The organism is Acinetobacter sp. 24-47-66, from assembly GCF_056779755.1.
In genome coordinates, this window is the sequence record NZ_JBWYIL010000013.1 from 13,823 (window position 1) to 39,671 (window position 25,849).

Annotated in this window: 23 protein-coding genes; 10 read left to right on the forward strand and 13 right to left on the reverse strand. The window is 38.8% G+C overall.

The genetic code is table 11. From position 1 onward, the window contains the following. Window positions 1–89 precede the first annotated feature (89 nt). Together ppc and AC1M84_RS11530 are read right to left on the reverse strand one after the other, a co-directional pair. On the reverse strand, window positions 90–2,780 hold the full coding sequence (gene ppc, locus AC1M84_RS11525) for a phosphoenolpyruvate carboxylase (protein ID WP_481593771.1): 2,691 nt from the start codon (window positions 2,778–2,780) through the stop codon (window positions 90–92). 116 nt (window positions 2,781–2,896) lie between these two features. Next, the gene (locus tag AC1M84_RS11530) at window positions 2,897–3,514 is read right to left on the reverse strand and encodes a TetR/AcrR family transcriptional regulator (protein WP_035268797.1); all 618 of its coding nucleotides are present in this window, start codon (window positions 3,512–3,514) and stop codon (window positions 2,897–2,899) included. Between the two features lie 142 nt (window positions 3,515–3,656). Here AC1M84_RS11530 and AC1M84_RS11535 point away from each other — a divergent pair, with 142 nt between their 5' ends. From AC1M84_RS11535 to dnaJ, 4 genes are all read left to right on the forward strand, one after another. Continuing rightward, window positions 3,657–4,772 (forward strand): efflux RND transporter periplasmic adaptor subunit, encoded by a 1,116-nt coding sequence (locus AC1M84_RS11535; protein WP_035268798.1) that lies wholly within the window; start codon window positions 3,657–3,659, stop codon window positions 4,770–4,772. Further along, window positions 4,769–7,903 (forward strand): efflux RND transporter permease subunit, encoded by a 3,135-nt coding sequence (locus tag AC1M84_RS11540; RefSeq protein WP_481595017.1) that lies wholly within the window; start codon window positions 4,769–4,771, stop codon window positions 7,901–7,903. Before AC1M84_RS11535 ends, AC1M84_RS11540 begins: the two co-directional genes overlap by 4 nt. A gap of 135 nt (window positions 7,904–8,038) precedes the next feature. Further along, entirely contained in the window at window positions 8,039–8,416 is a 378-nt protein-coding gene (locus tag AC1M84_RS11545; protein WP_481595054.1) for a hypothetical protein, read from the forward strand. 94 nt (window positions 8,417–8,510) lie between these two features. Next, a complete protein-coding gene (gene dnaJ / locus AC1M84_RS11550) occupies window positions 8,511–9,626 on the forward strand; it encodes a molecular chaperone DnaJ (RefSeq protein WP_035268804.1) in 1,116 nt (371 codons plus the stop codon). Between the two features lie 248 nt (window positions 9,627–9,874). Here the strand turns inward: dnaJ and AC1M84_RS11555 are convergent, their stop codons facing one another. Genes AC1M84_RS11555 through ubiG form a run of 3 tightly spaced genes read right to left on the reverse strand, consistent with a single transcriptional unit; the run spans window position 9,875 to window position 12,045 of the window. Continuing rightward, window positions 9,875–10,621, reverse strand: a complete 747-nt coding sequence (locus tag AC1M84_RS11555) for a YciK family oxidoreductase (RefSeq protein ID WP_035268812.1) — start codon at window positions 10,619–10,621, stop codon at window positions 9,875–9,877. A gap of 24 nt (window positions 10,622–10,645) precedes the next feature. Then, the gene (locus AC1M84_RS11560; RefSeq protein WP_035268813.1) at window positions 10,646–11,332 is read right to left on the reverse strand and encodes an HAD family hydrolase; all 687 of its coding nucleotides are present in this window, start codon (window positions 11,330–11,332) and stop codon (window positions 10,646–10,648) included. Further along, complete coding sequence (gene ubiG, locus AC1M84_RS11565; protein WP_035268814.1) at window positions 11,329–12,045, reverse strand: bifunctional 2-polyprenyl-6-hydroxyphenol methylase/3-demethylubiquinol 3-O-methyltransferase UbiG; 717 nt, start codon at window positions 12,043–12,045, stop codon at window positions 11,329–11,331. The genes AC1M84_RS11560 and ubiG overlap by 4 nt, the downstream gene beginning before the upstream one ends. A gap of 182 nt (window positions 12,046–12,227) precedes the next feature. Between ubiG and AC1M84_RS11570 the strand changes: the two genes are divergently transcribed. Beyond that, window positions 12,228–12,845: a thiol:disulfide interchange protein DsbA/DsbL gene (locus tag AC1M84_RS11570; protein WP_092767991.1), complete on the forward strand. Its 618-nt coding sequence runs from the start codon at window positions 12,228–12,230 to the stop codon at window positions 12,843–12,845. A 27-nt stretch (window positions 12,846–12,872) separates the two neighbouring features. Here the strand turns inward: AC1M84_RS11570 and AC1M84_RS11575 are convergent, their stop codons facing one another. After that, complete coding sequence (locus AC1M84_RS11575; RefSeq protein WP_180000353.1) at window positions 12,873–13,517, reverse strand: TetR family transcriptional regulator; 645 nt, start codon at window positions 13,515–13,517, stop codon at window positions 12,873–12,875. Window positions 13,518–13,693: 176 nt separating this feature from the next. Between AC1M84_RS11575 and AC1M84_RS11580 the strand changes: the two genes are divergently transcribed. After that, complete coding sequence (locus AC1M84_RS11580; protein ID WP_481595018.1) at window positions 13,694–14,716, forward strand: flavin reductase family protein; 1,023 nt, start codon at window positions 13,694–13,696, stop codon at window positions 14,714–14,716. 33 nt (window positions 14,717–14,749) lie between these two features. Further along, window positions 14,750–15,892, forward strand: coding sequence for a fatty acid desaturase family protein (locus tag AC1M84_RS11585; RefSeq protein ID WP_481595019.1), 1,143 nt, complete (start codon window positions 14,750–14,752; stop codon window positions 15,890–15,892). A 170-nt stretch (window positions 15,893–16,062) separates the two neighbouring features. On the opposite strand, the gene AC1M84_RS11590 is transcribed toward AC1M84_RS11585, so the two are convergent. From AC1M84_RS11590 to AC1M84_RS11615, 6 genes are all read right to left on the reverse strand, one after another. Beyond that, the gene (locus AC1M84_RS11590) at window positions 16,063–16,566 is read right to left on the reverse strand and encodes a hypothetical protein (protein ID WP_180000349.1); all 504 of its coding nucleotides are present in this window, start codon (window positions 16,564–16,566) and stop codon (window positions 16,063–16,065) included. Window positions 16,567–16,824: 258 nt separating this feature from the next. Next, on the reverse strand, window positions 16,825–17,286 hold the full coding sequence (locus tag AC1M84_RS11595) for a hypothetical protein (protein ID WP_481595020.1): 462 nt from the start codon (window positions 17,284–17,286) through the stop codon (window positions 16,825–16,827). 221 nt (window positions 17,287–17,507) lie between these two features. Beyond that, on the reverse strand, window positions 17,508–17,996 hold the full coding sequence (locus tag AC1M84_RS11600; RefSeq protein ID WP_179999982.1) for an NF045616 family extracytoplasmic (lipo)protein: 489 nt from the start codon (window positions 17,994–17,996) through the stop codon (window positions 17,508–17,510). Beyond that, entirely contained in the window at window positions 17,993–18,691 is a 699-nt protein-coding gene (locus AC1M84_RS11605) for a zinc protease (protein ID WP_481589397.1), read from the reverse strand. Before AC1M84_RS11605 ends, AC1M84_RS11600 begins: the two co-directional genes overlap by 4 nt. Beyond that, window positions 18,681–19,208, reverse strand: coding sequence for a PAAR domain-containing protein (locus tag AC1M84_RS11610; protein ID WP_481595021.1), 528 nt, complete (start codon window positions 19,206–19,208; stop codon window positions 18,681–18,683). The genes AC1M84_RS11605 and AC1M84_RS11610 overlap by 11 nt, the downstream gene beginning before the upstream one ends. After that, window positions 19,201–19,632, reverse strand: coding sequence for a PAAR domain-containing protein (locus AC1M84_RS11615; protein WP_481595022.1), 432 nt, complete (start codon window positions 19,630–19,632; stop codon window positions 19,201–19,203). Before AC1M84_RS11615 ends, AC1M84_RS11610 begins: the two co-directional genes overlap by 8 nt. Before the next feature lie 288 nt (window positions 19,633–19,920). Here AC1M84_RS11615 and rph point away from each other — a divergent pair, with 288 nt between their 5' ends. The 3 genes from rph (at window position 19,921) to AC1M84_RS11630 (ending at window position 23,177) form a co-directional block, all read left to right on the forward strand. After that, on the forward strand, window positions 19,921–20,637 hold the full coding sequence (gene rph, locus AC1M84_RS11620) for a ribonuclease PH (protein WP_035270511.1): 717 nt from the start codon (window positions 19,921–19,923) through the stop codon (window positions 20,635–20,637). 146 nt (window positions 20,638–20,783) lie between these two features. Continuing rightward, window positions 20,784–20,915, forward strand: coding sequence for a hypothetical protein (locus tag AC1M84_RS11625; protein ID WP_481592139.1), 132 nt, complete (start codon window positions 20,784–20,786; stop codon window positions 20,913–20,915). Between the two features lie 30 nt (window positions 20,916–20,945). After that, complete coding sequence (locus AC1M84_RS11630) at window positions 20,946–23,177, forward strand: phosphocholine-specific phospholipase C (protein WP_481595023.1); 2,232 nt, start codon at window positions 20,946–20,948, stop codon at window positions 23,175–23,177. 61 nt (window positions 23,178–23,238) lie between these two features. Here AC1M84_RS11630 and AC1M84_RS11635 read toward each other — a convergent pair whose 3' ends face one another. Then, window positions 23,239–25,569 carry a DUF6351 family protein gene (locus tag AC1M84_RS11635; protein WP_481595024.1) on the reverse strand — a complete coding sequence of 777 codons (2,331 nt, stop codon included), beginning with the start codon at window positions 25,567–25,569 and terminating at the stop codon, window positions 23,239–23,241. Window positions 25,570–25,849: the final 280 nt, after the last annotated feature.

Consider the following 25,849-nt stretch of genomic DNA (forward strand, 5'->3'; position numbering starts at 1 on the left):
AGGTGCTTTGTTGTTATTACTGAAAATTAGAATAAAGTCTTTAAATTGCTCAAGCCCATAAAGGTACTTGAGCATAGACAGTCGTGAAATCAACCCGTATTACGTAATCCAGCAGCAATACCTGCAATACTTACCATTAATGCATGGTCAACCTCAGTTTGTTCGACAGTTCGTTCAGCTAAATATTCGCGACGTCTTTTCATGAGTTCTGCTTGTAACAGGTGTAATGGAAGAAGATAGGGTTTACGAATCTTCATGGCTTGATCAAGAACTTCATTAGAACTGAGTAATTTAGATTCACCTTTCATTGCCAATAAAGTTTGTACTGCGTCATGTAAGCGTTGGCGTAGTTCCGCACCCAATACTTTAAGATTTTCATCTTGGGTGAGATGAGATTCATAATACAATGCGACATTGCTATCTGATTTAGATAGCACCATCTCCAACATATCAATTAAAGTTTGGAAATAAGGCCATTGTTCTAACATTTCATCTAGCTCAGCTTTGTGACCTTCTGAAATGACTTGATTGATGGCTGCACCAGTACCTAACCATGCTGGAAGCATTAATCGAATTTGAGTCCATGCAAATACCCATGGAATTGCACGTAAGGATTCAATACCACCGCTGATTTTTCGTTTCGCTGGTCTTGAACCCAAAGGTAGCATCTGTAATTCAAGCTCTGGCGTCACGGTTCTTAAGTATTGGACAAAATGAGGGTTTTCGCGGACTGTTTGACGGTAAACATTCACAGAGAGTTCCGTCATCTTGTGCATCAACTCGCGCCATGCTGCCTTGGGTTCTGGTGGTGGGAGTAAAGTCGCTTCTAAGGTAGCTGCGGTATAAATTTCTAAATTTTGCAGTGCGATTTCTTCTAATCCAAATTTGAATCGGATCATTTCGCCTTGTTCGGTCACACGGATTGCACCTGAGATTGAGCCAGGTGGTTGTGAAAATAGTGCTTGTTGGGTTGGAGCACCACCACGACTAATTGAGCCACCACGACCATGGAACAAAGTGAGTTGTATACCATGTTGTTTGGCAATAGCTGTTAACTCTTCTTGTGCACGGTACTGAGCCCAATTCGCAGACATGAAACCTGCATCTTTTGCTGAGTCAGAGTAACCAATCATGACCTCGTGCTTGTTTTGAATATGTTGTTTGTACCAATGCATACTGAATAAAGTATTCATGGTCGAAGCTGCGCCATCTAAATCTTTTAACGTTTCAAATAATGGAACTACACGCAGAGGTTGCTTAATACCTGCTTCTTTTTGGAGTAATAGAACCGCCAAAACGTCACTTGGATATTCCGCCATTGAAATAATATAAGCACCTAGACTTTCAGCAGGTTGTTCTGCCAAAGTTCGCATGGTAGCGAATACTTCTTGAACATCAGGATGCTCAATAAGACTTTGAGCAGATTCATTAAGATGTTTAGGAAGTAAAGGGCGTTTGCTTTGCAGTTCTTGTAATAAGAAGTTTTGACGGGCTTGTTCAGTCCATGTCTCAAAATTGCCAAGTCCAAGATACTCAGTAATCGCTGAAATTGCTTGACGATGACGACCTGACTCTTGGCGAATATCTAGTTTTAATAACTCAATACCGAAACAGTTCACGCGATAAATAAAATCGAGTAACTTTCCTTGAGCGATACCGGAAAGGTTTGAATCGACTAATGAGCGATAACATAACAATAATGGCTGCAACAACTCATCTTTGTGATGAATAATCTGGCTACGATCCACATCAGAATGTTGACCTTGTAATTTTGCAGTGAGCCATTCTCTTGTAATTTTTAAGCGTTCACGTGTTGTTCTTAAATATTCACGATAAGGCTCTGGATGAGGCTGACCTAAGGCAGTCTTTAGTTCATCACTGCACGCCTGAACAGAAAGCTCCCAACGTAAATCTTCAATATCTCGGAGGTAGAGATCCGCGGCTTTCCATCGAGATAACCATAAAACTTCTTGAGTCACTTTGTGTGTGACATTTGGGTTTCCATCCCGGTCACCACCCATCCAAGATGCAAACCGCACAGGTGCAATATCTAAAGGTAAAGCTTGAGAACAATGCTCTTGAACCAATTGATTCAATTCACGGACAAACTTAGGAATAGCGTTCCATAAAGTTTGCTCAATGGTAGTAAAACCCCATTTTGCTTCATCAATTGGGGTTGGACGATGTTGGCGAATTTCATCGGTTTGCCATGCTGAACAAACCAATTGTTTTAATTCAGAAAGAACTTGAGCGCGCTGTTTGGGGGTCAGCTTTTGCTGATCAAACTTAGATAAACACTCGTTGATCCCATCATATTTTTGGATCAAGGTGCGACGACTAACTTCCGTAGGATGTGCGGTGAGTACAAGCTCAATATTTAGCTCACAAATTTGTTGATAAAGGGTTTCCGCTGAAATCAGCTGTTGTTGAAATTTTTCAAAAAGGGGAATAAGGACATTTGCTGCAGCACCGTTTTCATCAAACTCATTTTGGCGACGGCTACGTACCACATGATATTGTTCTGCAATATTGGCAAAGTTCAGAAAATGTGAAAAAGCGCGTGTCAGTGGAAGAATCTCATCATCTTTTAAACTTAAAAATAAACTTTCTAATTGTTTTTCAGCTTCGCTATCACCATCACGTGCACCTTTCGCGAGTGCACGAATTTGTTCAACTTGATTAAACAAATCTTGTCCAGCTTGTTCTTTTAAAGTCTCTCCTAAAAGATTACCGAGTAAGCGTACGTCTTCACGTAATGGAGCATCAATTTGTTGAATCATTTTTTTCTCCTTTTCTTGTTCTTTTGACTATACCGCTTATTCATGACATGCCAAGCGATTGCAAAATAATTTAAAGAAAATTAGGTGAAAAATACGCCATTTAAGAATGGAGAGAGCTATTTTTTGTATTTCAGCATAAATAATTCGATGGCTTGATGAATAATTTCATCACATTCTGCTTCACTGGGAACCTGACGAACACCTAACAATACTTCATGATGTCGATGCCCTAAGAGTAAAGAAAGGAGCAAATGTGTTTGCTTTTCAGCATCATCTTTCTGGATAAATCCGTGCTCAATCGCTTGAGCAAAAAAATCAGTCCAAACCACAAATAACCGCTTATGAGATGCATTATAAAAAGGTTCAGCCAAAGGATTTTGCTCTGCTGCCAATTCTAATAATAAATGCTCAAGCTTAATGGCTTCAGGAAGATTGACAATTTGCAGCGCTAAACTACATACCTGATAGAAGTCTTCTAAAAAATTGGATTCAGGGTGTAATTGGATTCGCCGAGCATTGATTGATTCTTCGCACGTTTCTGCAATTGCATAAGTAAATAACGATTCTTTATCTTGAAAATGGTTATACACCGTCAGTTTAGTCACGCCAGCTTCTTTGGCAATTTGATTCATGCTTGAACCATGAAAGCCCTGTTTTAGAAACAAACGTTTAGCTGCCTCTAATATTTGTTTCTTTTTAACTAAATCCTTAGGACGTCCAATATTCATTTGCACAAAAAAATCCAAAAAAAACAGTTTAGGTCATACCTTGAAAAATGATTTTTAATTACTGTACCATGCGGTATATTAATTAAAAAATAATCAAATTAATATCCCTAATTTGATTTGCCTAAAAATTGACATAAGAGCAGTGCACATGAGTCCTCAAAAATTTGCCACATACAGTTTAATGCTCATTTGTAGCGTGATACTTACCGCGTGTAGTAAGGATAAACCCACAGAGGAACAAATTCCATTTGTGATGGTTGCCCAGCCGAATACGTCCCAAGATGAACTGAAAAGTTATGCAGGAGAAGTTCAGGCGAGACAGCAAACGGCATTGGCTTTCCGTGTTGGAGGACAAATTACTGAACGCTATGTTGATGTTGGGGATCGAGTCAAAGTCGGGCAAGTCTTAGCAAAATTAGATGTGAAAGATGCTCAACTGCAGTTAAATGCTTCAAAAGCTCAGTTAGAAAGCGCGCAATCTGCAGCCAAAATTGCCGAAGAAGAATACAAACGCTTTAAGCAGTTATTACCTATTAATGCGGTGAGTCGTTCGCAATATGATGCCGTAGAAAATCAATATAAATCGGCCATGTCAAATTTAAAACAAGCACAATCAAATTATGCAGTGAGTAGTAATCAGACGGGATATAACCAACTCATTGCCAATAAAAATGGCGTCATCACTGAGCGTAGTATTGAAGTTGGTCAAGTGATCGCTGCAGGGCAGGCAGCATATCAACTGGCGATAGATGGTGATCGTGAAGTGGTGATTGGTGTCCCAGAGCAAGCAGTATCAGAAATTAAAACAGGTCAAAAAGCTTGGGTTACGCTATGGTCAAAACCAGAGGAGCGTTTCGCCGCATATGTGCGTGAAATTTCACCTGCTGCCGACCAATCTAGAACATTTAGTGTCAAAGTTGCTTTGACTGAAGGGCGTTCAGCAATTCAACTTGGACAAAGTGCGCGAGTATTTTTTTCAAATACCAGTTCAAATGTGATTAATGTTCCTTTGACCAGTGTATCTGCAACAGAAGATCAGCCTTATGTTTGGGTTGTGAATCCAGATCACAGTATCCGTAAGGTGAATGTTCAAATAGGTGCTTATGGTCGTGATACGGTACCTGTGACCCAAGGTTTAAAAGCTTCTGATTGGATCGTGGTTGGCGGGGTACACTTACTGCGAGATAAACAAAAAATTAATCCGATTGACCGTCAAAACCGTGCAGTCAATGTAAAAGCAGGACAAGTTGGAGCGAAAATATGAACTTTAACTTGTCAGAATGGGCGTTAAAAAATAAGGGACTGATCCTTTATTTCATGATTTTGATGGGAATATTGGGTGTTTATTCCTACTCAAAACTATCACAAAGTGAAGACCCTCCATTTAGTTTCAAAGTAATGGTGGTTCAAACCTATTGGCCAGGTGCGACAGCGGAAGAAGTTTCATTACAAGTAACTGATCGCATTGAAAAAGAATTAATGAGTACGGGGCTCTATGATCGTATTGCAGCCTATTCTCGTCCTGGTGAATCAATGGTGACCTTTGTTGCCAAAGACTCGCTGCGTTCCCATGAATTACCGAATGTTTGGTATCAGGTTAGAAAAAAAATTGGAGATATCAAACACCAACTTCCTAGCGGTGTTCAAGGTCCATTCTTTAACGATGAGTTTGGTGACACCTTTGGGAATATTTATGTCTTAACGGGTGATGATTTTGATTATGCCGTGATGAAGGAATATGCCGATCGCTTACAGCTGCAACTACAACGTGTGCAAGATGTCGGGAAAGTTGATTTAGTTGGCTTGCAAGATCAAAAAATTTGGATAGAAATTTCAAATACGAAAACCGCTCAATTGGGTATTCCAGTTTCTGCAATTCAAGAAGCACTACAAAAACAAAATACCATGGCGAGCGCAGGTTTCTTTGAAACAGGCTCAGATCGTATTCAAGTGCGTGTCAGCGGACAATTGAAATCAGTCGAAGATCTCAAGAACATGCCATTACTGGTTGGTGATAAGACCATTCAATTGGGCGATGTGGCTGAAGTTTACCGTGGCTTTAGTGAGCCAGCTCAACCACGTATGCGCTTTATGGGCAAAAATGGTATTGGTATTGCGGTGTCTATGCGTAAGGGTGGTGACATCATTGCGCTAGGGAAAAATCTAGAAAAGACCTTTAATGATCTACAACAAACTTTACCTTTAGGGATGGAACTTAAAAAAGTTTCAGATCAGCCTGTAGCGGTGCAACGCAGTATTCACGAATTTATCAAAGTGCTCGCAGAGGCCGTGATTATTGTCTTATTGGTCAGCTTCTTCTCTTTAGGTTTCCGTACAGGATTAGTGGTCGCTTTCTCTATTCCCTTGGTCTTGGCAATGACGTTCGCAGGCATGAATTTCTTTGATGTTGGACTGCACAAGATTTCTTTAGGCGCATTAATCTTAGCACTTGGACTTTTGGTCGATGACGCCATCATTGCAGTTGAAATGATGGCCATTAAAATGGAACAAGGATATAGCAGATTAAAAGCCGCAGGTTTTGCTTGGAAGTCGACCGCATTTCCAATGTTAACGGGGACGCTGATCACTGCAGCTGGATTCTTGCCGATTGCCACTGCTGCGTCGAGCACAGGTGAATATACTCGCTCAATTTTCCAAGTTGTAACCATTGCTTTGGTGGTGTCATGGTTTGCAGCGGTACTGTTTGTTCCTTATTTAGGTGACAAATTACTGCCTGATTTTAATCAAATGAATCAGAAAGCCCCGTGGTATCAACGCTTATGGGCAAGATTACGTCAACAACCAGAGCCACAACCAGTCGTTCAACACCATGGTGAGCATCACGATCCATATCAAACCAAGACGTATCAAAAATTTAGATCTTGGGTTGAGTTATGTATTACTTATCGTAAAACCGTTATTGCTGCGACGGTTGCAATATTTGTCTTGTCAATTTTGATGTTTAAATTTGTTCCACAACAATTTTTCCCACCATCAAACCGTGCTGAAATATTAGTGGATCTAAAACTAGAGGAAGGTGCTTCTCTAACAGCGACAGAAAATGCGGTTAAAAAAGTAGAAAAATTCTTGTCGACTCAAAAAGGGATCGATAATTACGTCGCTTATGTTGGTACAGGTTCTCCACGTTTCTATTTACCACTTGATCAACAATTGCCTCAGGCGAGTTTTGCACAATTTGTGGTTTTGGCTTCCTCATTAGATGAGCGAGATGAGATTAGAAAGAATCTGAGTGAAGAAATTAGTAAGTTATTGCCTGAAGTACGGACACGTGTATCGCTATTGGAAAATGGACCACCAGTCGGTTATCCAATTCAATACCGTGTTTCTGGTGAAGATTTAAATACTGTTCGCCAACGAGCACAATTAGTGTCACAAGCAATCAGTGAAAATCCAAATACCGCCAATGTTCATTTAGATTGGGGTGAGCCGAGTAAAATTATTTCACTTGAAATTGATCAAGATCGTGCGCGTCAGTTAGGCGTATCTAGCTTAGATTTGGCGAATTTCTTAAATAGCTCAATAACAGGGGCTGCGATTAATCAGTATCGTGAGAAACGGGAGTTAATTGATATTCGTTTACGTGGCGATCAAGCGGAACGTGTTGATGTGGCATCGTTACAAAGTCTCGCTGTACCGACGAGTCAAGGTACAACAGTTCCATTGGCACAGATTGCGAATATTCAATATAAGTTTGAAGATGGTCTGATTTGGCATCGTAACCGTTTGCCGACCATTACTGTGCGCGCAGATATTCGGACTAAACTCCAACCAGCTACTGTGGTTGGTGAATTAACTGAATCTATTGAGAAAATTCGTGCCGAACTTCCAAGTGGTTATCTGGTAGAAGTGGGAGGCACTGTGGAGGAATCTGCACGTGGACAAACTTCAGTAAATGCTGGCATGCCGTTATTTTTGGCCGTGGTCTTTACCTTGCTCATGATTCAGCTCAAGAGTATTTCACGTTCGTTTATTGTTTTCTTGACCGCGCCTTTGGGTTTAATTGGCGTGGTATTGTTCCTGTTGATATTCAATAAGCCTTTCGGGTTTGTGGCGATGCTAGGTACCATTGCTTTATCTGGAATGATTATGCGTAATTCGCTTATCTTGATTGATCAGATTGAGCAAGATATCAAAGCGGGTCATTCTCAATGGGAAGCGATTTTAGAAGCGACAGTACGCCGTGCCCGTCCAATTATTTTGACTGCATTGGCTGCTGTGTTGGCGATGATTCCGCTTTCACGCAGTATCTTCTTTGGTCCAATGGCAGTAGCAATTATGGGTGGGCTCATTATCGCAACATTATTAACGCTGTTCTTCTTGCCCGCACTCTATGCGGCATGGTTTAAAGTAAAAAAAGAGTCAAAAACCGCGTAGTTTTATGTGAATACTAGGTGCGAAGCATTGAAAAATTCAATATAGTAGTCCCTAGTTTTTAACACAAAATAACACAGTGGGCTGAGTACATAAAAAAACTGAATGTGCACTCGGTTGAGGTATAAAAAAGCATCCATGGGGCGAGACAATTTAACAAGACATCGTCGATTAATTACGATGTCTTATGTATTCATGTTTCTTGCATTGTTCACTGGTATCAGTGCTGCAATCGCCTATTTTTTAGCGCAAAAAGTGGCTCAAGCGCAAGACGCTGAAGTCTGGATCCATGCTCAAGCATTATGGATTGCACGAAATGTTGTGCTATTCATGATGATGGCCGCATTTGCTGCTCTTTGGTTTATTCCTGCCTGCTTTATCTATTGGGATAGTATGTTATGGGTGAAAGGGTGTACGGTGATTGGTGTCATTTTTACCACAATTGCATGGCTATTTCTCCTAAATGCATGGCTTAAAGGCTTAGTGAAATATCTGCAGAAAAAAGCCGCTTTTTAAAATAATGATTTAATTTACTTGTAATCTCGGAATATGACCCCAACATATTCCGCAGAGAAGTCATATCAAATTTTTTTGTGGAGCATCGCCAGACATGGCTAAACGTGATTATTATGAGGTTTTAGGGGTTTCTAAAACAGCTAGTGATGATGAAATTAAAAAAGCCTACCGTAAGTTGGCGATGAAATATCATCCAGACCGTAACCCTGATAATGCTGAAGCAGAAGAAAAATTCAAAGAAGCTGCTGAAGCGTATGAAGTTTTATCTGATAGTGAAAAACGCAGCATGTATGACCGCATGGGACATAATGCGTTTGAAGGCGGCTTCGGTGGTGGCGGCGGTGGTTTCGGTGGCGGTTTTAGCGCTGAAGACATTTTTAGTCAGTTTGGTGACATTTTCGGTGGCGCGTTTGGTGGCGGCGGTCGCCAACAGCGTCAAAGACGTGGTTCAGACTTACGTTATGTGCTTGAGCTCAGCTTAGAAGAAGCTGTACGTGGCGTAAAGAAAACAATTACTTTTACTGCGCCAGCACCATGTGAAGTGTGTGATGGTAAAGGTTCTAAAAACCCGAATGATGTTGAAACCTGTAAAACTTGTCACGGGGCTGGCCAAGTCCGTATGCAACAAGGTTTCTTCTCAGTTCAGCAAACGTGTAGCACTTGTCGCGGACAAGGTAAGATTATTAAAAATCCTTGTGGCACTTGTCATGGTTCAGGTGTTAAAGATCGTCAACAGACACTTGAAGTTACCATTCCTGCAGGCGTAGATAATGGCGATCGCGTTCGTTTAACTGGAAAAGGTGAAGCGATTCGTGATGGTCAATCAGGTGATCTATACGTAGAAGTTAATGTTCGTGAACATGAAATCTTCCAACGTGATGGCGCGGACTTGTATATGGATGTGCCGATTAGTATTGCTGATGCTGCATTGGGTAAAGAAATTGAGATTCCAACCCTTGATGGTCGTGTGAACTTGAAAGTACCTGAGGGAACACAAACAGGTAAAATGTTCCGTCTACGTGGCAAGGGTGTAAAACCAGTACGCACAAGTATGCAAGGTGATTTACTTTGCCGTATCGTGATTGAAACACCAGTCAACTTAACTGCACGTCAACGTGAACTTTTAAAAGAGTTACAAGAATCTTTAGATGGTGCGGACAGTAAATCTTCACCTAAAAAGAAATCATTCTTCGATCGTTTATTTGACTGATCAGAATGAAATAAAAGCCCGACATTATTGTCGGGTTTTTATTAAGTTATAAATACTTAAGACGCTTAAAGCAAAGTAAGTGATACTACTATTAGATAATTTCTTAGTTTATGGGTGTATTCAAAAGTTGTTGAGACTTATTTGTTTAAGCTTTTAAAATCTAAAGGTAAATTTTTTAATAGGTTTTGTTAGAACTATAATTTAAAAAAAGAGGATCTGACGATCCTCATCATGTAATTTTGAAAAAACTAATCCTGAGCATCAATACTCTGACCATTCATACCTATACTGTCTTCGCCCATTAAATATAAATAAGCTGGCATGATTTGTTCAGGCGTTGCCAATACTTTCGGATCTTCATCAGGATATGCTTTAGCACGCATAGCTGTTCGTGTTGCACCAGGATTAATGCAGTTATAACGGATATTTGGATAGACATTTTCTTTTGCAAAAATTTGACTGACCGCTTCAATGGCAATTTTTGAAACTGAGTATGCGCCCCATTTCGCACGTGCTTCACGACCGACACCTGAGCTTGCAAAAACAACAGAGGCATTTTGAGATTTTTCTAATAATGGAAGTAAATGTTGAGTAAGAACAAAAGGTGCTCTTAAATTTACAGCCATTACATCATCCCACACTTCAGCAGGGTAGTGGGCCAATTCAACGCGCTCACCTAAAATCCCAGCATTGTGCAAAATCCCATCTAAACGACCAAATTGTTGGTCAAGCGTTTCCACAAGACGTTCGTAATCATATGCTGTTGCAGTAGAAAGTTGCAGTGGCAAAATTGCAGGTTGAGGAGCACCTAAACTTTCAATTTCGTCATAGATCACTTCTAACTTGTTCAGCGTTCTACCATGAAGAACGACGGTCGCACCATGTAAAGCATAGCTCAACGCTGCTGCGCGTCCAATGCCATCACCTGCACCCGTAATTAAAATTACTTTATCTTTTAATAAGTCTGGGCGAGGTTGATATTCTGAATATTTCATGTGCGACCTCCTTCATTGTTCTAATTAAGCTGTTTTTTGGTGAGATTCGATCAATTCGATTAAGTGTTGATGTAATTCTTGTACATCATTCACTATACAATCTGCCTGCCAAGAATCTAAGTCATCTTTGTGTTCTAATGGTAAATATCCGTAAGCAGCCAAAATCGTGTACATATTTGCGCTTCGACCTGCATCAATATCACGTGGATGATCACCAACATAAATGCATTGTTCAGCTGGAACATTAATTTGTTGAGCAGCGAGATACATTGGTTCTGGGTCAGGTTTAGTGTGCTTAACATCTTCTGGGCATACGAGAACGGCACAACGTTCAGTTAAGTTTAAGGCTTGAAGTAGTGCCTCACTCAGCCAACGAGGTTTGTTTGTCACAATTCCCCATGGAATATCCCGTTGTTCCAAGTCCTCAATTAAAGGATACATTCCTGCAAAAAGGTCTGTATCCACAGCAATATCAGCACCATAGATATCTAGAAAGCGCTGACGATGTGCAAGGAAAATAGGATCATCAACCTGTAATTCAGGATAAACCAATTTCACCATCGCCCGAGCCCCCTCGGAGACCTGAGTTCGGATCAGGGCTGCATCTACGATCTCTCGACCTTCTTCACGACACATTGCTTGAATAATACGAATAAAATCCGCAGCAGTGTCAATTAAAGTCCCATCTAGGTCGAAAAGTACGGCCTTCATTCATTCACCTCATTATGGGTGTAAACCATATAGTTCACATCGACATTTGGGGCTAACCAATAATGTTTAGTTAATGGGTTGTAATGTAAGCCTGTCATATCTTTAAGTTTTAAACCTGCGTTACGAATATCATGCGCTAATTCAGAAGGTTTAATAAATTTATGATAGTCATGAGTTCCTTTTTTCAAAAGACGTAACACATACTCTGCACCGATAATCGCAAATAAATATGATTTTGGATTACGGTTAATTGTGGAGAAGAATACATGACCGTTTGGTTTCACCAGTTTTTGGCATGCTTGAATGATTGACGCTGGATCTGGTACATGTTCCAACATTTCCATACAAGTTACGACATCGTATTGACCAGCTTGTTCTTCAGCCAATTGCTCAACTGGAATTTGACGATATTCGATATTGGTGACATTTTCTTGTTCTGCATGCAGACGTGCGACATTTAATGGTGCTGCGCCCATATCGATACCGAGGACATCGGCACCACGGCGTGCCATACTTTCAGCCAAAATGCCGCCGCCACAGCCCACATCTAGTACTTTCTTGCCACTAAGACCACCTGCATGTTCATCAATCCAATTCAATCGTAGTGGATTGATTTGATGGAGAGGGCGAAACTCAGAGTGTTGATCCCACCATACCGCAGCAAGTGCTTCAAATTTAGCAATTTCTTGTGGGTCAACATTCAGTTGAGTCATTACAGCCACCTTAGCAAAGTTCGTTTTAATGGGTAGAATCTATATCAGATCTTAGTGTATCGCTAATTCCAAAAAAAGCGATAAATCTTGTAAAAAAGTTCACATAATCAAAACGATTTTCTCATATTTGTTTTATAGTGAAACCATATGCTAATCAGAATGATTTAGAGGATAAAAACTTAATGAAAAAGGTGGTTTTTAGTGGCGTTGCCGCTGCGGTGCTGATGGCACTTTCAACTGGTGCAATGGCGAACTTTGTTGAAGGCAAAGATTATACGGTCGTGCAAAACCCTGGAAAGGTTGATGTCGCTGGTAAATTGGAAGTACGTGAATTCTTTTGGTATGGCTGTGGTCATTGCTTTACTTTAGAGCCTCATATGCAATCTTGGTTACGTAAAATTCCAAAAGATGTGAATTTTGTCCGTACACCTGCTGCAATGAACAAAGTATGGGAACAGAATGCACGTGGTTACTACATTTCTGAAGCACTTGGTGTTCGTAAACGTACCCATTTGCCTTTATTCCACGCGATCCATGACAAAGGTCAGCAGATTTTTGACCAAAAATCACAAGCACAATTCTTTACGAAGTATGGTATCCCAGAAGCGAAATTCAATAGTTTATATAATTCTTTCGCAATTACTGCCAAAGTCTCTCAAGCGAATAAATTAGCGCAGCAATATCAATTGACGGGTGTGCCAGCTGTTGTAGTAAATGGGAAATATGTCGTACAAGGTGATAATGGCCGCGTGTTACAAGTGGTCGATTATCTATTGGATAAAGAGCGTAAAGCTAAATAATAGAAAACCCGCATTGAGCGGGTTTTTTTATGCCTCAGTAGTATTCCAATTCAAAATCCCTTTAAAGATTAATCGTATTTGGGTAATGGACTGTTTTTTGAGTACTAATTTTTGTAATTCAAGCTCCATACCTGAATATTGACGGCCCAAGCTAATCCAAGACATTGCCCATGTAAAACATAAATTAATTAAAATATTCGACAACATTTTTAGATCATCAGCTTGATGAAAATTTTGTACGATTTCGAATTTTTGTAGGTCATTGGCCAAATCAGAATTTAGAAACTCAATTTCACGAGCAATCGCACGTCTTACCACTTCAGAACCCCCCCAGCGCTCTGCGATCATAAAAATCCAAGGTTGGGTATTTAAATCGATGGCTTCAAAAAAAAGTTCCATGCTGGTTTCGGCTTTCGCATCAGGGTGGGCTAAACCTTGACCGAGCTGATGAAGTACGGTTTTCAAATATAACGCGACTTGATCCACCAACTCTTGGCCTAATTCATCCATATCTTGAAAATGTCGATAAAAGGCTGTTGGCACCAAACCAACCTCACGTGCAACTTCACGCAGACTAATACTGCTAAATGAACGACCAGATGTGCTTAAGCGCAAAGCGGCATCCAGTAAAGCCTGACGACTTTGTTGTTTACGTTCATCGCGTATAGACATCTTAAAACCTGAGAAGTGAAGTCGAGATGAGTCTATCAAAAAAATATAAAAATTAAACGACGAATGTCAGTGAACATGTGTTGACTCAATTTCAAAATCAATATAGTGTACACATGTTCACTATTAGAACACTTGTTCACTCAATTAAATTGAAATACAAAAGAGGAACGTTTGAGATGAGTAGTTATCTGTCATATCGTCCTGAATGGATTCGAGAAGATTTCGTCGATTTTATCGCTGAAAAAATACATCCCACTTTGGCTTGGAAAAAAGTCAAAGCATCGCTCGTGAGTCGTCAGGCACTTAGTCACGATTTCTATGAGATTCATTTATGTCCAAATCACAATTTCGATTTTCAACAGATTGAGGCAGGGCAAAGTGTTTTAGTGACAGTCGTAATTGCAGGCGTGCGTCTACAACGTAGTTATTCGATTGTGGAAATTTCTGCGACAGGTAATCTGGTGATTGCTGTCCGAGCTCAAGGAGTAGTGTCGAATCGTTTAAGCCAATTGGCGATAGGTTCTGTTGTGGAAATTTCTCAAGCGCAAGGTGAATTTACGCTTGAGCCGACTCAACAGCCAATTGTGTTATTGGCGTCGGGGAGTGGCATTACCGCCATTTATGCATTGCTTACGAAGGCTTTAAACACATTATCTGTACCTATCTATTTGATTTATTTCTGTCGAGATGACGCGTTCCACGTGAAACTACAACAGCTCGCTTCAAAACATGATCATTTTAATTATCACTATTTTAATACACGCCAACATAAACAATATCTGACATTGGCGTTGTTAGAGCAGTTAGTACCAAGTTTTAGGCAAGCACAGATTTATGCATGCGGTGCAACTTCGATGATGCAAGCTGTAAATCAAATTTGTCATGAAGAGGGGATCATCAATCAGCTCAAACAAGAGTTTTTTCAAATCCGTGTAGATGAAGAATTTGAAAAACAATCCGTCACGTTTATCCGTAGTCAGAAATCGTTTGAAGCTCAAAAAAGTTTATTGGTGAGTGCTGAAGAGGCTGGATTAAGACCCGCTCATGGATGCCGAATGGGTATTTGTAATGCATGTGTCTGTAACAAAGTCAGTGGCGCTACTAAAAATATGCTCACAGGTGAAATTGAACATGAGCCAAATCGACAAATTAAATTATGTATTAGTCAGGCAGTAAGCCCTGTTGTGATTAATTTGTAATTTAACGGTATCGTATAAGACTGGAGAAAAATAATGAATATGTCACTTAATACAACATGGCAATCAAAATCTAAACATCTGACCGCTGAGCAAATTGAAGCATTTGGACAACGCGTTGAGCAGATTCGACTCAGTATTATGAATGATTTGGGTGAACAAGATGCCAAATATATATATAAGATTCGCAACTTTGTTCGCTATAGCGAGATTGGCTCACGTGCATTGCTGATGTTTGGTGGTTGGATTCCACCTGTTTGGTTGGTGGGTACAGGATTACTGGGTGTGTCCAAAATTGTTGAAAATATGGAACTTGGACATAATGTGATGCATGGTCAATTTGACTGGTTGAATGATCCTAGTTTAAACGGTGCGACATATGACTGGGACACCATCTCAACAGGCGATGACTGGAAATATACCCATAACTATGTACATCACACCTATACCAATATTGTGGGTATGGATCATGATGTAGGTTATGGTCTACTTCGTGTCTCAGCATCTCAACCGTGGGAACCAAGATTTTTGTTTAATATTCCATTAGCAATTCAATTGATGGTGTTTTTTGAATGGTATGTCGGTGTTCAAAATCTACACTTGGAAGACGCGCTTGTTTATAAAACCAAATCTTGGAAACAAGTGTGGAAAGATGCTGAAAAATTAAGAAAAAAAGTACGACGTCAGGTGGTGAAAGATTATGTCTTTTTCCCGATTATCGCTGGTCCAAATGCGCTTCCTGTCTTCGTAGGAAATGCAGTTGCAAATGTGATTCGTAGTTTATGGTCATCTGCAGTGATTTTTAATGGTCATTTTACTGAAGATGCAGAAACATTTGAGATGGATAATACCGAATATGAAACGAGAGCAGAATGGTATTTACGTCAAATTCGAGGTTCAAGTAATTTTACGGGAACTTCATGGCTGCATATTTTGAGTGGTAATTTGAGTCATCAAATCGAGCATCATTTATTCCCTGATATGCCTGCAAATCGCTATGCAGAAGCTGCGCCAAAAATTAAAGCATTATGTGAGGAATATGGCATTCACTATAATGAAGCTAACTTTATGAAACAATTCTGGAGCGTTTGGGTTCGTTTAGCTAAATGTTCTTTACCAAATGATAAAACAGCTAAAATTTCTCAATCTATAAGAAAACTAAGAGGAATATTTGCTTGAGTACTATCATCTAGTTAAATTCATGAAATACGTGAAGCATTAATCAAAATTTATGCGTGGAGCGTGAAGAATCAAAAAAAGCCCGATTGGTGAGAATTGGGCTTTTAATTATGCTGTAAATATATCATTTATATAAAATAAAAGTATATTTACGCATAAGGTAAAATATATTAATTTAACTTTAAACATTGAGATCCATTAATTAAATCTGGATCATTTTTTAAAAGATTTAAATATTCACTTTGCAACACAAAAGTTTTATTCAAAGTTGTATCATATCGTTTTGCTAATTCTTTTCTTTCCAAATGATTCTGATATTTTTTCAAAAATTTATTAATAATACACATTGAATCAATAGCATCCCCCGATATTAACCTGTAACTTGTAATGTCTTTCTTATAGTCTAACCCCCCCATATCATAAGTATTAAAAAGTGATTCAATTTCACTCAAAGCATATAAATATAAGTGATCGTTAACTTCCGAAGGGTTTTCTGAATTTTTATATGCAGCTCTATAAACAAAGCTTGCACTTTCTAAACTACTTGAAATAGCCATAATTTTTGTTTGTACTATTTGTTTATCTAACTCGTCTTCATCAATTGTATTTTTTTTAGCATTAGAGCAAGAAGAAAGAAGCAGAGAGCAAATTAATAGAGAGAAGATCTTTTTCATTAATACGTTCCATCAAATTTTTCAAATTCTTCTTTTCTAGGAGTTCTGTAGCCTTCTGAAACAGCAAAACTATGAGCTTGTTTATTCCATCGTTTTCCAAAAATCATCGTATACAATCTTTCACTAATCATAAAAGGACCACCATTTTTTAGAATTTATCCGACTTTACCGACATATTCTGCTTTTGAAAACATACCATAGCCAGTTGGCGTAAGCTGAATGATTAGAGATCCTTTCTGATTAAAGATATAATAAAATTTATTTTATATCACGACAGTCATCCTGAATTTTTTCATTACCATATATCTTATTTAGCTTTTCTTTCCACTTTAACTGTTTTGTCTCAATCCACGAGTAAATATCACTGTAATCAATTTCTTTAGGAAGATTTTTCTTATATTCTAGTAGAAAGTTTCCCATCCAACACATCTGATTGACCTCAGCAATACTCATTTGCTCTTCAATTTCATATTTATCACCCGATGTCTTTTCAAAACCTTTTATGACTGCTACCTTTTGGATAGTTGATTGTAATAACGCTTGCGTAATAGGCGTTAAATCAGAATTTATAGCATTTTTATATACTAAATAATCTAGATATATCATGCTTCTAGCGCCTATATTTGCATTTTTGATATCATCCTGATAATTAGCTGGATTTGTACATCCAGAAATTAAACTTACAAAAAATATAAGACTATAATTTTTTAAATTTTTCATACATAACATTTTTAGGATCACCACGATATACTTTCTGTTCTTTCATAATATCAACCATCTTTGGATGGAAATCTTGATTAAAGACGTTGATAAACATTTTTCTGTTAATTGTTAGCGGTCCAGCATTTTTATTTATTAAAAACATATCACGAGTCGTTTCAATCACATTGATTGAAACTATACTTTCAACTAAGCTAAATATAATTTAAAAAACAAGCCTATCAGAAACTTGAAAAATTAAAAAAATTTTTAATTTTTTTAATAATTTTTTTTAATTCTACGGAAAGGCTAAAAGGGTTGGCATATTCAGATTTTTGACATTGTAATTGGCTACCCAACTTGTGAATTGATATATTTTTTTGATCATGAAGATTGATGCAAAAATCAGTAGCGTATGTTTTATCCATATCAAGAATTAGAGAATAGGGCCCTGATTCTTTAATATCTTTTAATGAAAATAGTAGGCAATTCTCTTCGTAAATAGGAGGAGTTTTAAGTTTTTCAATAACGACCTCTGAAACAGATCTTGCATTATAACCAGGGATACCTAGAGTTATGAGCGCTATGTGATCATCGCGTAACTTGGAATTAGGATTGTTAGTATAAATACATAAAGAGTTTTGTTTTTTTGTCAAATACAGTGGTTCATGTAATTGATGAGCTAAAACATTCGTTGAAAAAAGTAAAATAAAAAAGCTTAATTTGTTCATGCTTTATCTACCAATTGCGATTGTGGTAAATGCTTTTTATCATAAGGATTTAATAGGAATTCTCGTAAAATTCTTTCTACGTAACCTAATAATTTAATACTTTGAATATGATGTCTTCTCTTAGGTACTTTATTTTGCATATAAACAGCATCATGCCAAAATTCAATAATGCGACCTTGTTGCTCTAGGTTAAATTCATTAAATTTTCGGTCTGTATGTTTACCAGCTAAATCAGTAAAGTATGCGGTATAATCATCTCCATAATCAGGGCTGACGTTACTGCATATATACCCTCCTTGTCTAAAAAGCATTGCAGCTTGTCCAATATGTCTAACTCCTCCTCCTAATTGATATTGCCAAATATGAGTCATTTCATGAATAAAGTGATGTTCTGCCGAATAATCATTTTTACAATTGCTGAAATCAGGAAATTTATCAAATAAACTGCTAGTTAAGTTAATAGCGCCCATAGGGGAAAAAGTATTGCCTGTTAATCCTGGAACACTCCATGTTGAACTTCTTTTAATAATAACTTTCGTATAATCTATCGAATCTTTAAAGATTTTTTTACACATCTCAATTTCGCCTGTAGTTAAAAGGCGTCTATGTTTTATCGCAACTTGACTAGTCCTAACTTGAGTTTTTTTTGCACTTAGATGTGTATTATGGCTATGAATAACATTTTTAGTGTTCATGCTTATGATCCTCATCACATAAGATATTTATAGTTATTTTTGAGGGTTCTGTATCTTCAATAATTTCTGTATATCCATGTTCATCTGTTATACCTTCAATTTTTTTAGTTGGTGTAATAATTTCATAGAGTACGTTGCTCAAAGGACTATTATCTAGATCATCGATAATTTGAAACTTATGAGCATAGTTAGATGTTTTATGAGTAAATGTTGATAAATTATTAGCTATATTTGATCCAGATATAGCTCCACCATTCTCCCCAACAACATGAACTTGTTTTGGCATCAAAGTAGCACCACACGTGAACTTATCACCGACATAAGCGACTGCTCTACCATCAAAAATTACATGGTCATTGCTTTTAATCAAAGTGGACCAGGTTTTGCATTTAGGGCAAGCAAAACCATCTCCCGCACGAAGAAATAGGTTTCCCATTTGAGAACTTCGAGATTGAGTGGATAACACTGTTCCACCGTGGCTTGTGGTAGAGCCATGAATGCCAAAACCTTTAGACATTCTTTGATCCCCCAATTATAGAAATCATGAAATCTTTGGGTAAAGCGGCATCATGATACAAACGTAAGACGTGAGCGGTTATTGGACTATCGATAATTTCATCACCATTTTCTAATGGTGAGCCAATAAGTGCTGCGGATCGATTATGAACAGTGATGGCACTACCAGCACCAGAGATAATTTTTGCTGTTGAACCATCAGTGTATATCGCTTCATCACCTACTAAAGCTAAAGAAATACCTTTGACCTTATAGGTATCAGTAGAGGCTCTTACTAAACCACCTTTTTTCGTTTTAGAACCATTAAATGCAGCATAAACTTTGGTATACGGCTTATTATTCCAGTAGAGTTGCTCTGCTTGGTGAATCTTTTGAATATCATCTTGGGAAAGCTTTTTTAGCTGCTCTTCTGGCAGTTCATGCAAAAAATAGGGCTAGTCATGCTAGATCCAATTATTCTAATTCAATAAAGAATAACAAAATACAGAATGAAGAAAAAGTTCAAAATGTAATCACACATTATCAAGAATAGTGATCATTATACATATGGGCGTTATACGACGTCTGATCATTTTTTATGTCAACTCAGTTCAAACCAATGCATGTTTTTAAATGAAACTGCAATTTTAAAACACGGACTTATAACAAAGTCAGATGCCATCAATCTGCTATAATGTGCCCAATCTTTTTTTAAGTAAAAATTAGGACGTATTATGCGTATTGACCAGCGTGCATTAGACCAGTTACGTGACGTTAAAATTACTCGAAACTATACACGTTATGCAGAAGGTTCAGTTTTAGTTGAATTTGGTCATACCAAAGTTCTTTGTACTGCCAGTGTTGATAATTCAGTACCGCGCTTCTTGAAAGGAAAAGGCCAAGGTTGGGTGACTGCTGAATATGGCATGTTGCCACGTTCAACCCATACACGCAGTGACCGTGAGGCAGCTCGTGGTAAACAAAGTGGACGTACTCAAGAAATTCAACGCTTAATCGGTCGTAGCTTACGTGCTATGGTGGATTTGAAGAAATTGGGTGAAAACACGATTACAATCGACTGTGATGTTATTCAAGCCGATGGTGGTACACGTACAGCGTCTATTACAGGTGCTGCGGTAGCCTTGATTGATGCTATGAATTCATTACTTGAGAAAAAGAAAATCAAACAAGATCCACTCAAAGGTTTGGTGGCTGCAATTTCTGTTGGTATTTATCAAGACGAAGTACTACTCGATTTATGTTATGAAGAAGATTCAAACTGCCAAACAGACTTGAATGTGGTGATGACTCAGGCGGGTGAGTTTATTGAAATTCAAGGTACTGCGGAAGATAAACCGTTCACGCGTACGCAATGTAACGCAATGCTTGAAATGGCTGAGAAAGGCATTCAAGAGTTAATTCAAAAGCAACAACAAGCACTAGGCTGGTAATTCGCATCTGATTGCATGCGTTGATTGTAAAAAAGCACCTTGATAGAGGTGCTTTTTTTATTTCATAGATTTGCAATTGAAGCTTCATTGCAGCGTCACGAAAAAAGCGTATCACTGAGTTCGCATAAAACGAGAAGGATAACTACATGCGAGCTTATTTTTTTATACTCATCCTTACACCAAGTATTTTGTTAACAGCTTGTGGGGGAGATGATGATTACCAACCATCCAAACCGCAACCTTCAGATCCAAGCTGTGAAATCTATTGTGCTCCATAACCATAACAAGAATAAAAACAGGATAACTGTATGAATCGTCGTGACTTTATTTTAAATTCGACCAAGACATTATTGGGCGCATCTGCATTAGCGAGTTTTCCGCTGAGTATTCAAAAAGCTTTAGCAATTGATGCAAAAGTGGAAACTGGCACTATTCAAGATGTGAAACATGTGGTGATTTTGACTCAAGAAAATCGTTCTTTTGATAACTATTTTGGAACATTCAAAGGGGTACGTGGTTTTGGTGATCGATTCACCATTCCATTGAGTGGTAAAAGAGCGGTGTGGGAACAGTATGATGCCAACAAAAATAAAATTTTGCCTTATCACCTAGACAGTTCATTGGGCAATGCTCAACGTGTTTCGGGCACACCTCATTCATGGAAGGATGGTCAAGCTGCCTGGGATCGTGGGCGTATGGGTAATTGGGTGGAACATAAACAACCTCAATCCATGGGTTATTTTAAGAAACAAGAGCTCGAGTTCCAGTTTGCGCTGGCAGAAGCATTTACTTTATGTGATGCCTATCATTGTGCCATGCACGCGGGAACTAATCCTAATCGTAAATTTATTTGGACGGGGACCAATGGGCCAACTGCTGCAGGTGTCGCGAGTGTAGTCAATGAGTTTGATAGTATTGGCTCATCAATGATCGGTTACGACTGGACCACGTATCCTGAACGATTACAGCAGGCTGGGATTAGTTGGAAGGTTTATCAAAATATGCCCGATAATTTTACGGATAATCCTTTGTCGGGATTTAAGCAATATCGCAAAGCCAATGAATTATCTGGTAAGCCAGTTAGCCATGCCAATATTTTGTCGCCTGAATATGATGAGCGTATTGATCAACGACAACCTCTCTATAAGGGGATTGCCAATACGATGCCTAAGGACGGCGGTTTATTAGGACAATTTAAACAAGATATCTTAGACGGTAAATTGCCACAGGTGAGCTGGGTGGTCGCACCGGCAGCGTATAGTGAACATCCGGGACCATCAAGTCCTGTTCAAGGCGCGTGGTACATTCAAGAACTGTTAAACACTTTAACGGCAGATCCAGAGTTATGGAGTCAGACGGTTTTACTGGTCAATTTTGATGAAAATGATGGTTTCTTTGATCATGTACCATCGCCATCTGCACCATCAAAAGAAATCAATGAAGCAGGTGATATCGTTAAAGTTCATGGTAAAACCACGTTATCAGAACAAGAGATATCATATGAATATTTCAATCACCCACGTGTATCAGGTTCGACAGCACAGCCTGAATTAAAAATGAAAAATGGTAAGAATGAAAACTTCTGGCATGGTGTGTATGGTCCAGGAGTACGTGTTCCTATGTATATCATTTCACCATGGAGTCGTGGGGGATGGGTCAACTCTCAAGTCTTTGATCATACTTCAATTATTCAATTTCTCGAGCAACGTTTTGGCGTGCAAGAGCCTAATATTAGCCCTTATCGTAGAGCGGTCTGTGGTGACCTTACGTCGGCGTTTGACTTTAAGACACCTAACTTTAATGTTCTGCCAACACTCAATGGGCAAAGAACAAAACAAGAAGCTGACAATACGCGTCATTCGCAAGAGCAACTGAGCAAGGTTCCAGTCCCAGCAAATCAACAATTTCCTGTGCAAGAATCTGGAATACGTCATTCTCGAGCATTACCTTATTTATTACATACCAGCGCGCGCGTACAGGTTGCAACCCGAAACATACAATTGATTTTCGCAAATGGTGGAGAACAAGGTGCGGTTTTCCATGTCTATGACAAACTAGATTTAAATGCCATTCCTCGACGTTTTATGGTGGAGGCAGGGAAACAGCTGGAGGATGTTTGGGAGCTAGTAGATGATCAATATGATCTTTGGGTACTTGGACCAAATGGTTATCATCGAGCATTTAAAGGAAATCTTCACCATCAAATTGAAAGAGATCATTTGCCGGAAATTCGAATTTGCTATGAAGCCTGTCAACCTAAAATAATTTTAAAAATACGGCATGATGGGGCTGAAACTGTGGAGATGATGGTCAAGGACAATGCGTACTACAATCAAAAAGTGTGGACTGTCAAAACTCAATCGAATGAGGCTGAACTTCATCTCGATTTAACGGAGTCTTGGGGATGGTATGATTTTAATGTGGTAATCGCCCAACAGCAGGGAGAGCAGGCTTATGAACGTCGATTTGCTGGACGTATTGAAACAGGGCAGCATACATGTACCGATCCTATGATGGGATTATTGCAACCTAAACCTTAAACATGAAGTAAAAAAAGCCGTGAATATTCACGGCTTTTTTCAGAATTGAAAAATTCAGGTATTAAGACAGTTGAAATGAATTAGAGATCCAACCCTTCGGAAGTTGAGGCATTATAAGCTCCTCAGGGCGATTTGGATCTTCATCCAGTTGCTTACCACCATAAATGACATCATTGTTCTGTCCATTTTGATTTTGATACGTTAACCACGGATAGGTTTTACCAAACCCAACAGGATCTTGGGTGTAATCACAAACACCATCTGGAAAAACTTTTTGTAATCGAGTCCATTGCTCATCTGTAAAGTTAATATTGGGGTAAAGACGACGTGTGAGTGGTTGTAGTTTACATTTATTGGCGTAGGTACTAATTTGATCACCTGCTACCATTCGCGGTGTTTTATAGACCGGTACACGAAGGTTATTGCAGAACCCAGATCTTCGAATCGTTCCTAATGTGATACATGAGTCGTTAAGATTTACTTTATTGCGTGTGAGTTTCTGTGGCAGAGGTAAATTGCTTATATCATTTTTTACGCGATCCAACCATTGGTTCATATCATTGAAACTGATTTCTAAACATTTAAGATCGCCAATCATAATGGTATCACCTCCATAAAGAAGCTGATTGTTATGATGTCCGTGTGCTTTGTCTAAACGTGCTCTAATCGCGAATGCTCGGTAAGCATCATGGAAGATCGCTGGATCTGGACCACGACAATCAATAATCGCCACTTGATCTAAATTATTGGCAACATTGATTAAACCAGTTCGATAAGCATTTTTTAAACCTTGCTCCGTGGCATATAACCGTTCGGGAATTGGATTAATATCAATATCAACTCCACCGAGGCGTTCATTTAATAAAACAAATTTTTCAGCATTGATCACACCATCAAATAAGGTTTGAAGCCCGTATTGCACACCGACATTATCAATTGGCAGGTTTGCAAACCCGACATTGCGTTGATTTTCGACGGGACTCCAAATTTGTCTAAGCTGTTGTGTATTTGGATCAACTTCAGTTGGATTTCTGAGACCCAACAAATTTACAGCAGCCTCTTGAATTGAACAGCGTGTCCCATTCGGATTTGAGGTGGCATTGTACAGTTGTGTTTCTGATATTCCGCTACAAATTGTATTTGGTCGAGCAACATCGAATTGCGCAAGTTCACTGACATAACCATTAATCTCAGAAATATGACCTTGAATATGGTTAATTTGATGAGGGAGGAAAGAGCGGCCTTCTGCTGTTTTAAAATAATTGATCATAATATGATAATCAGCAAACTGAGACGCTGTACTCCATGCATCAGGGAAGGAGCACGTTACTAACAAACCTTGGTATACACCTGGATAGGCGTTGGCTACCCATTGAGATGCGAGTGCGCCACCTGAACAGCCTTGTCCAATCGTGTAGTCTAAAGTGCCGTATTGTTCGATAAAACGTTCTTTGGCCATAATGATTGATTCAGCTTGAACCGCCAAATTACAGTTATGTCCACTGTTGGATAGCGCCGTAGACATGACGCCATAACCTTTGCCCAAAGCCTTGATGGTAATATCAGGCAAAATAGAAGTTGATGTCGCAACCACGGTAGGGGCGGTTGCAGACTGATAATCATTTCCGCAACTTTGCCCATGGGTTACTAACAGCTTATTATTAAATTGGGGTTGTGGATTGAGCGCAGTCCAAGGCTGATTAGGATTAAACAATACAGCAAATCGATATTCATCGCGATTTTGATAACCGACTTCTTCTCGAATGATAAATGGCACTTCTACGCCTGTATCGGTCTTAATTTTGGAAATCAGACCCGCCGAAGGTGGTTTATCAGGATTATAGGTTTGTAAAGTTCCGATTAAATTCCGATAGTAGTAATTATATTGAATAGGTTTACGGCAAAATAAATCAGTCGAGCCGTTGGTACAGGTCCATGGATTAATTTGAGGTCCAGATAAAAGAGGACCTGTGGTACTGAAATTTTTTAAATATAAATTTTGAATTGCGTTTGGTGTTTCAATTTTTAGTAGATTTTCCCCTAACTGTAATCCATCCAATAGCACTCTATTTTGAGCATTGGAAAAGCGAGATTTGATGTCCTGTCCATTTAAATGAATGCTTATATTTGCGTCATTAAAATTAATCGATGAGTCTAATTCGATCAATACATCATTATCTGTCACAAGATCGGGGCGAGTAGATAAAACAGTCACGAATTCTTTTTCAAGTTTATTCGTTGGATTGTCAGGATCAGTTGGATTGGTCGGAGTTGGCTGTGATCCATTACCACCGCCTGAATTCCCCCCAGATTCGTTGGAGCTTTTACAACCGACGAGTAAGCTGCTACTAATCGCGACGCTTAAAAGCGTATAGATCATTTGCGTTTTCATGTGATTTCCCTAATGTACAACATGGTGGATGCAATCGATCCGATGACTGCATTTCTTTTTATTTATTCACTGACATTCAGCATGGTCTATGCTCTGACACCCTCCTATTATTTAGACAATGCGAACTCATGGGATTAATTGTATTTATTGGCTTCACTATGAATGAAAATCGAACAGTATTCCATGACAGAAAATTGAATAATTGTAAAATTACGGCAAATAAATAATTGAAATTTAATGATTTACTTTGCATTCTATAAGTTTATTATGATTTTGATTA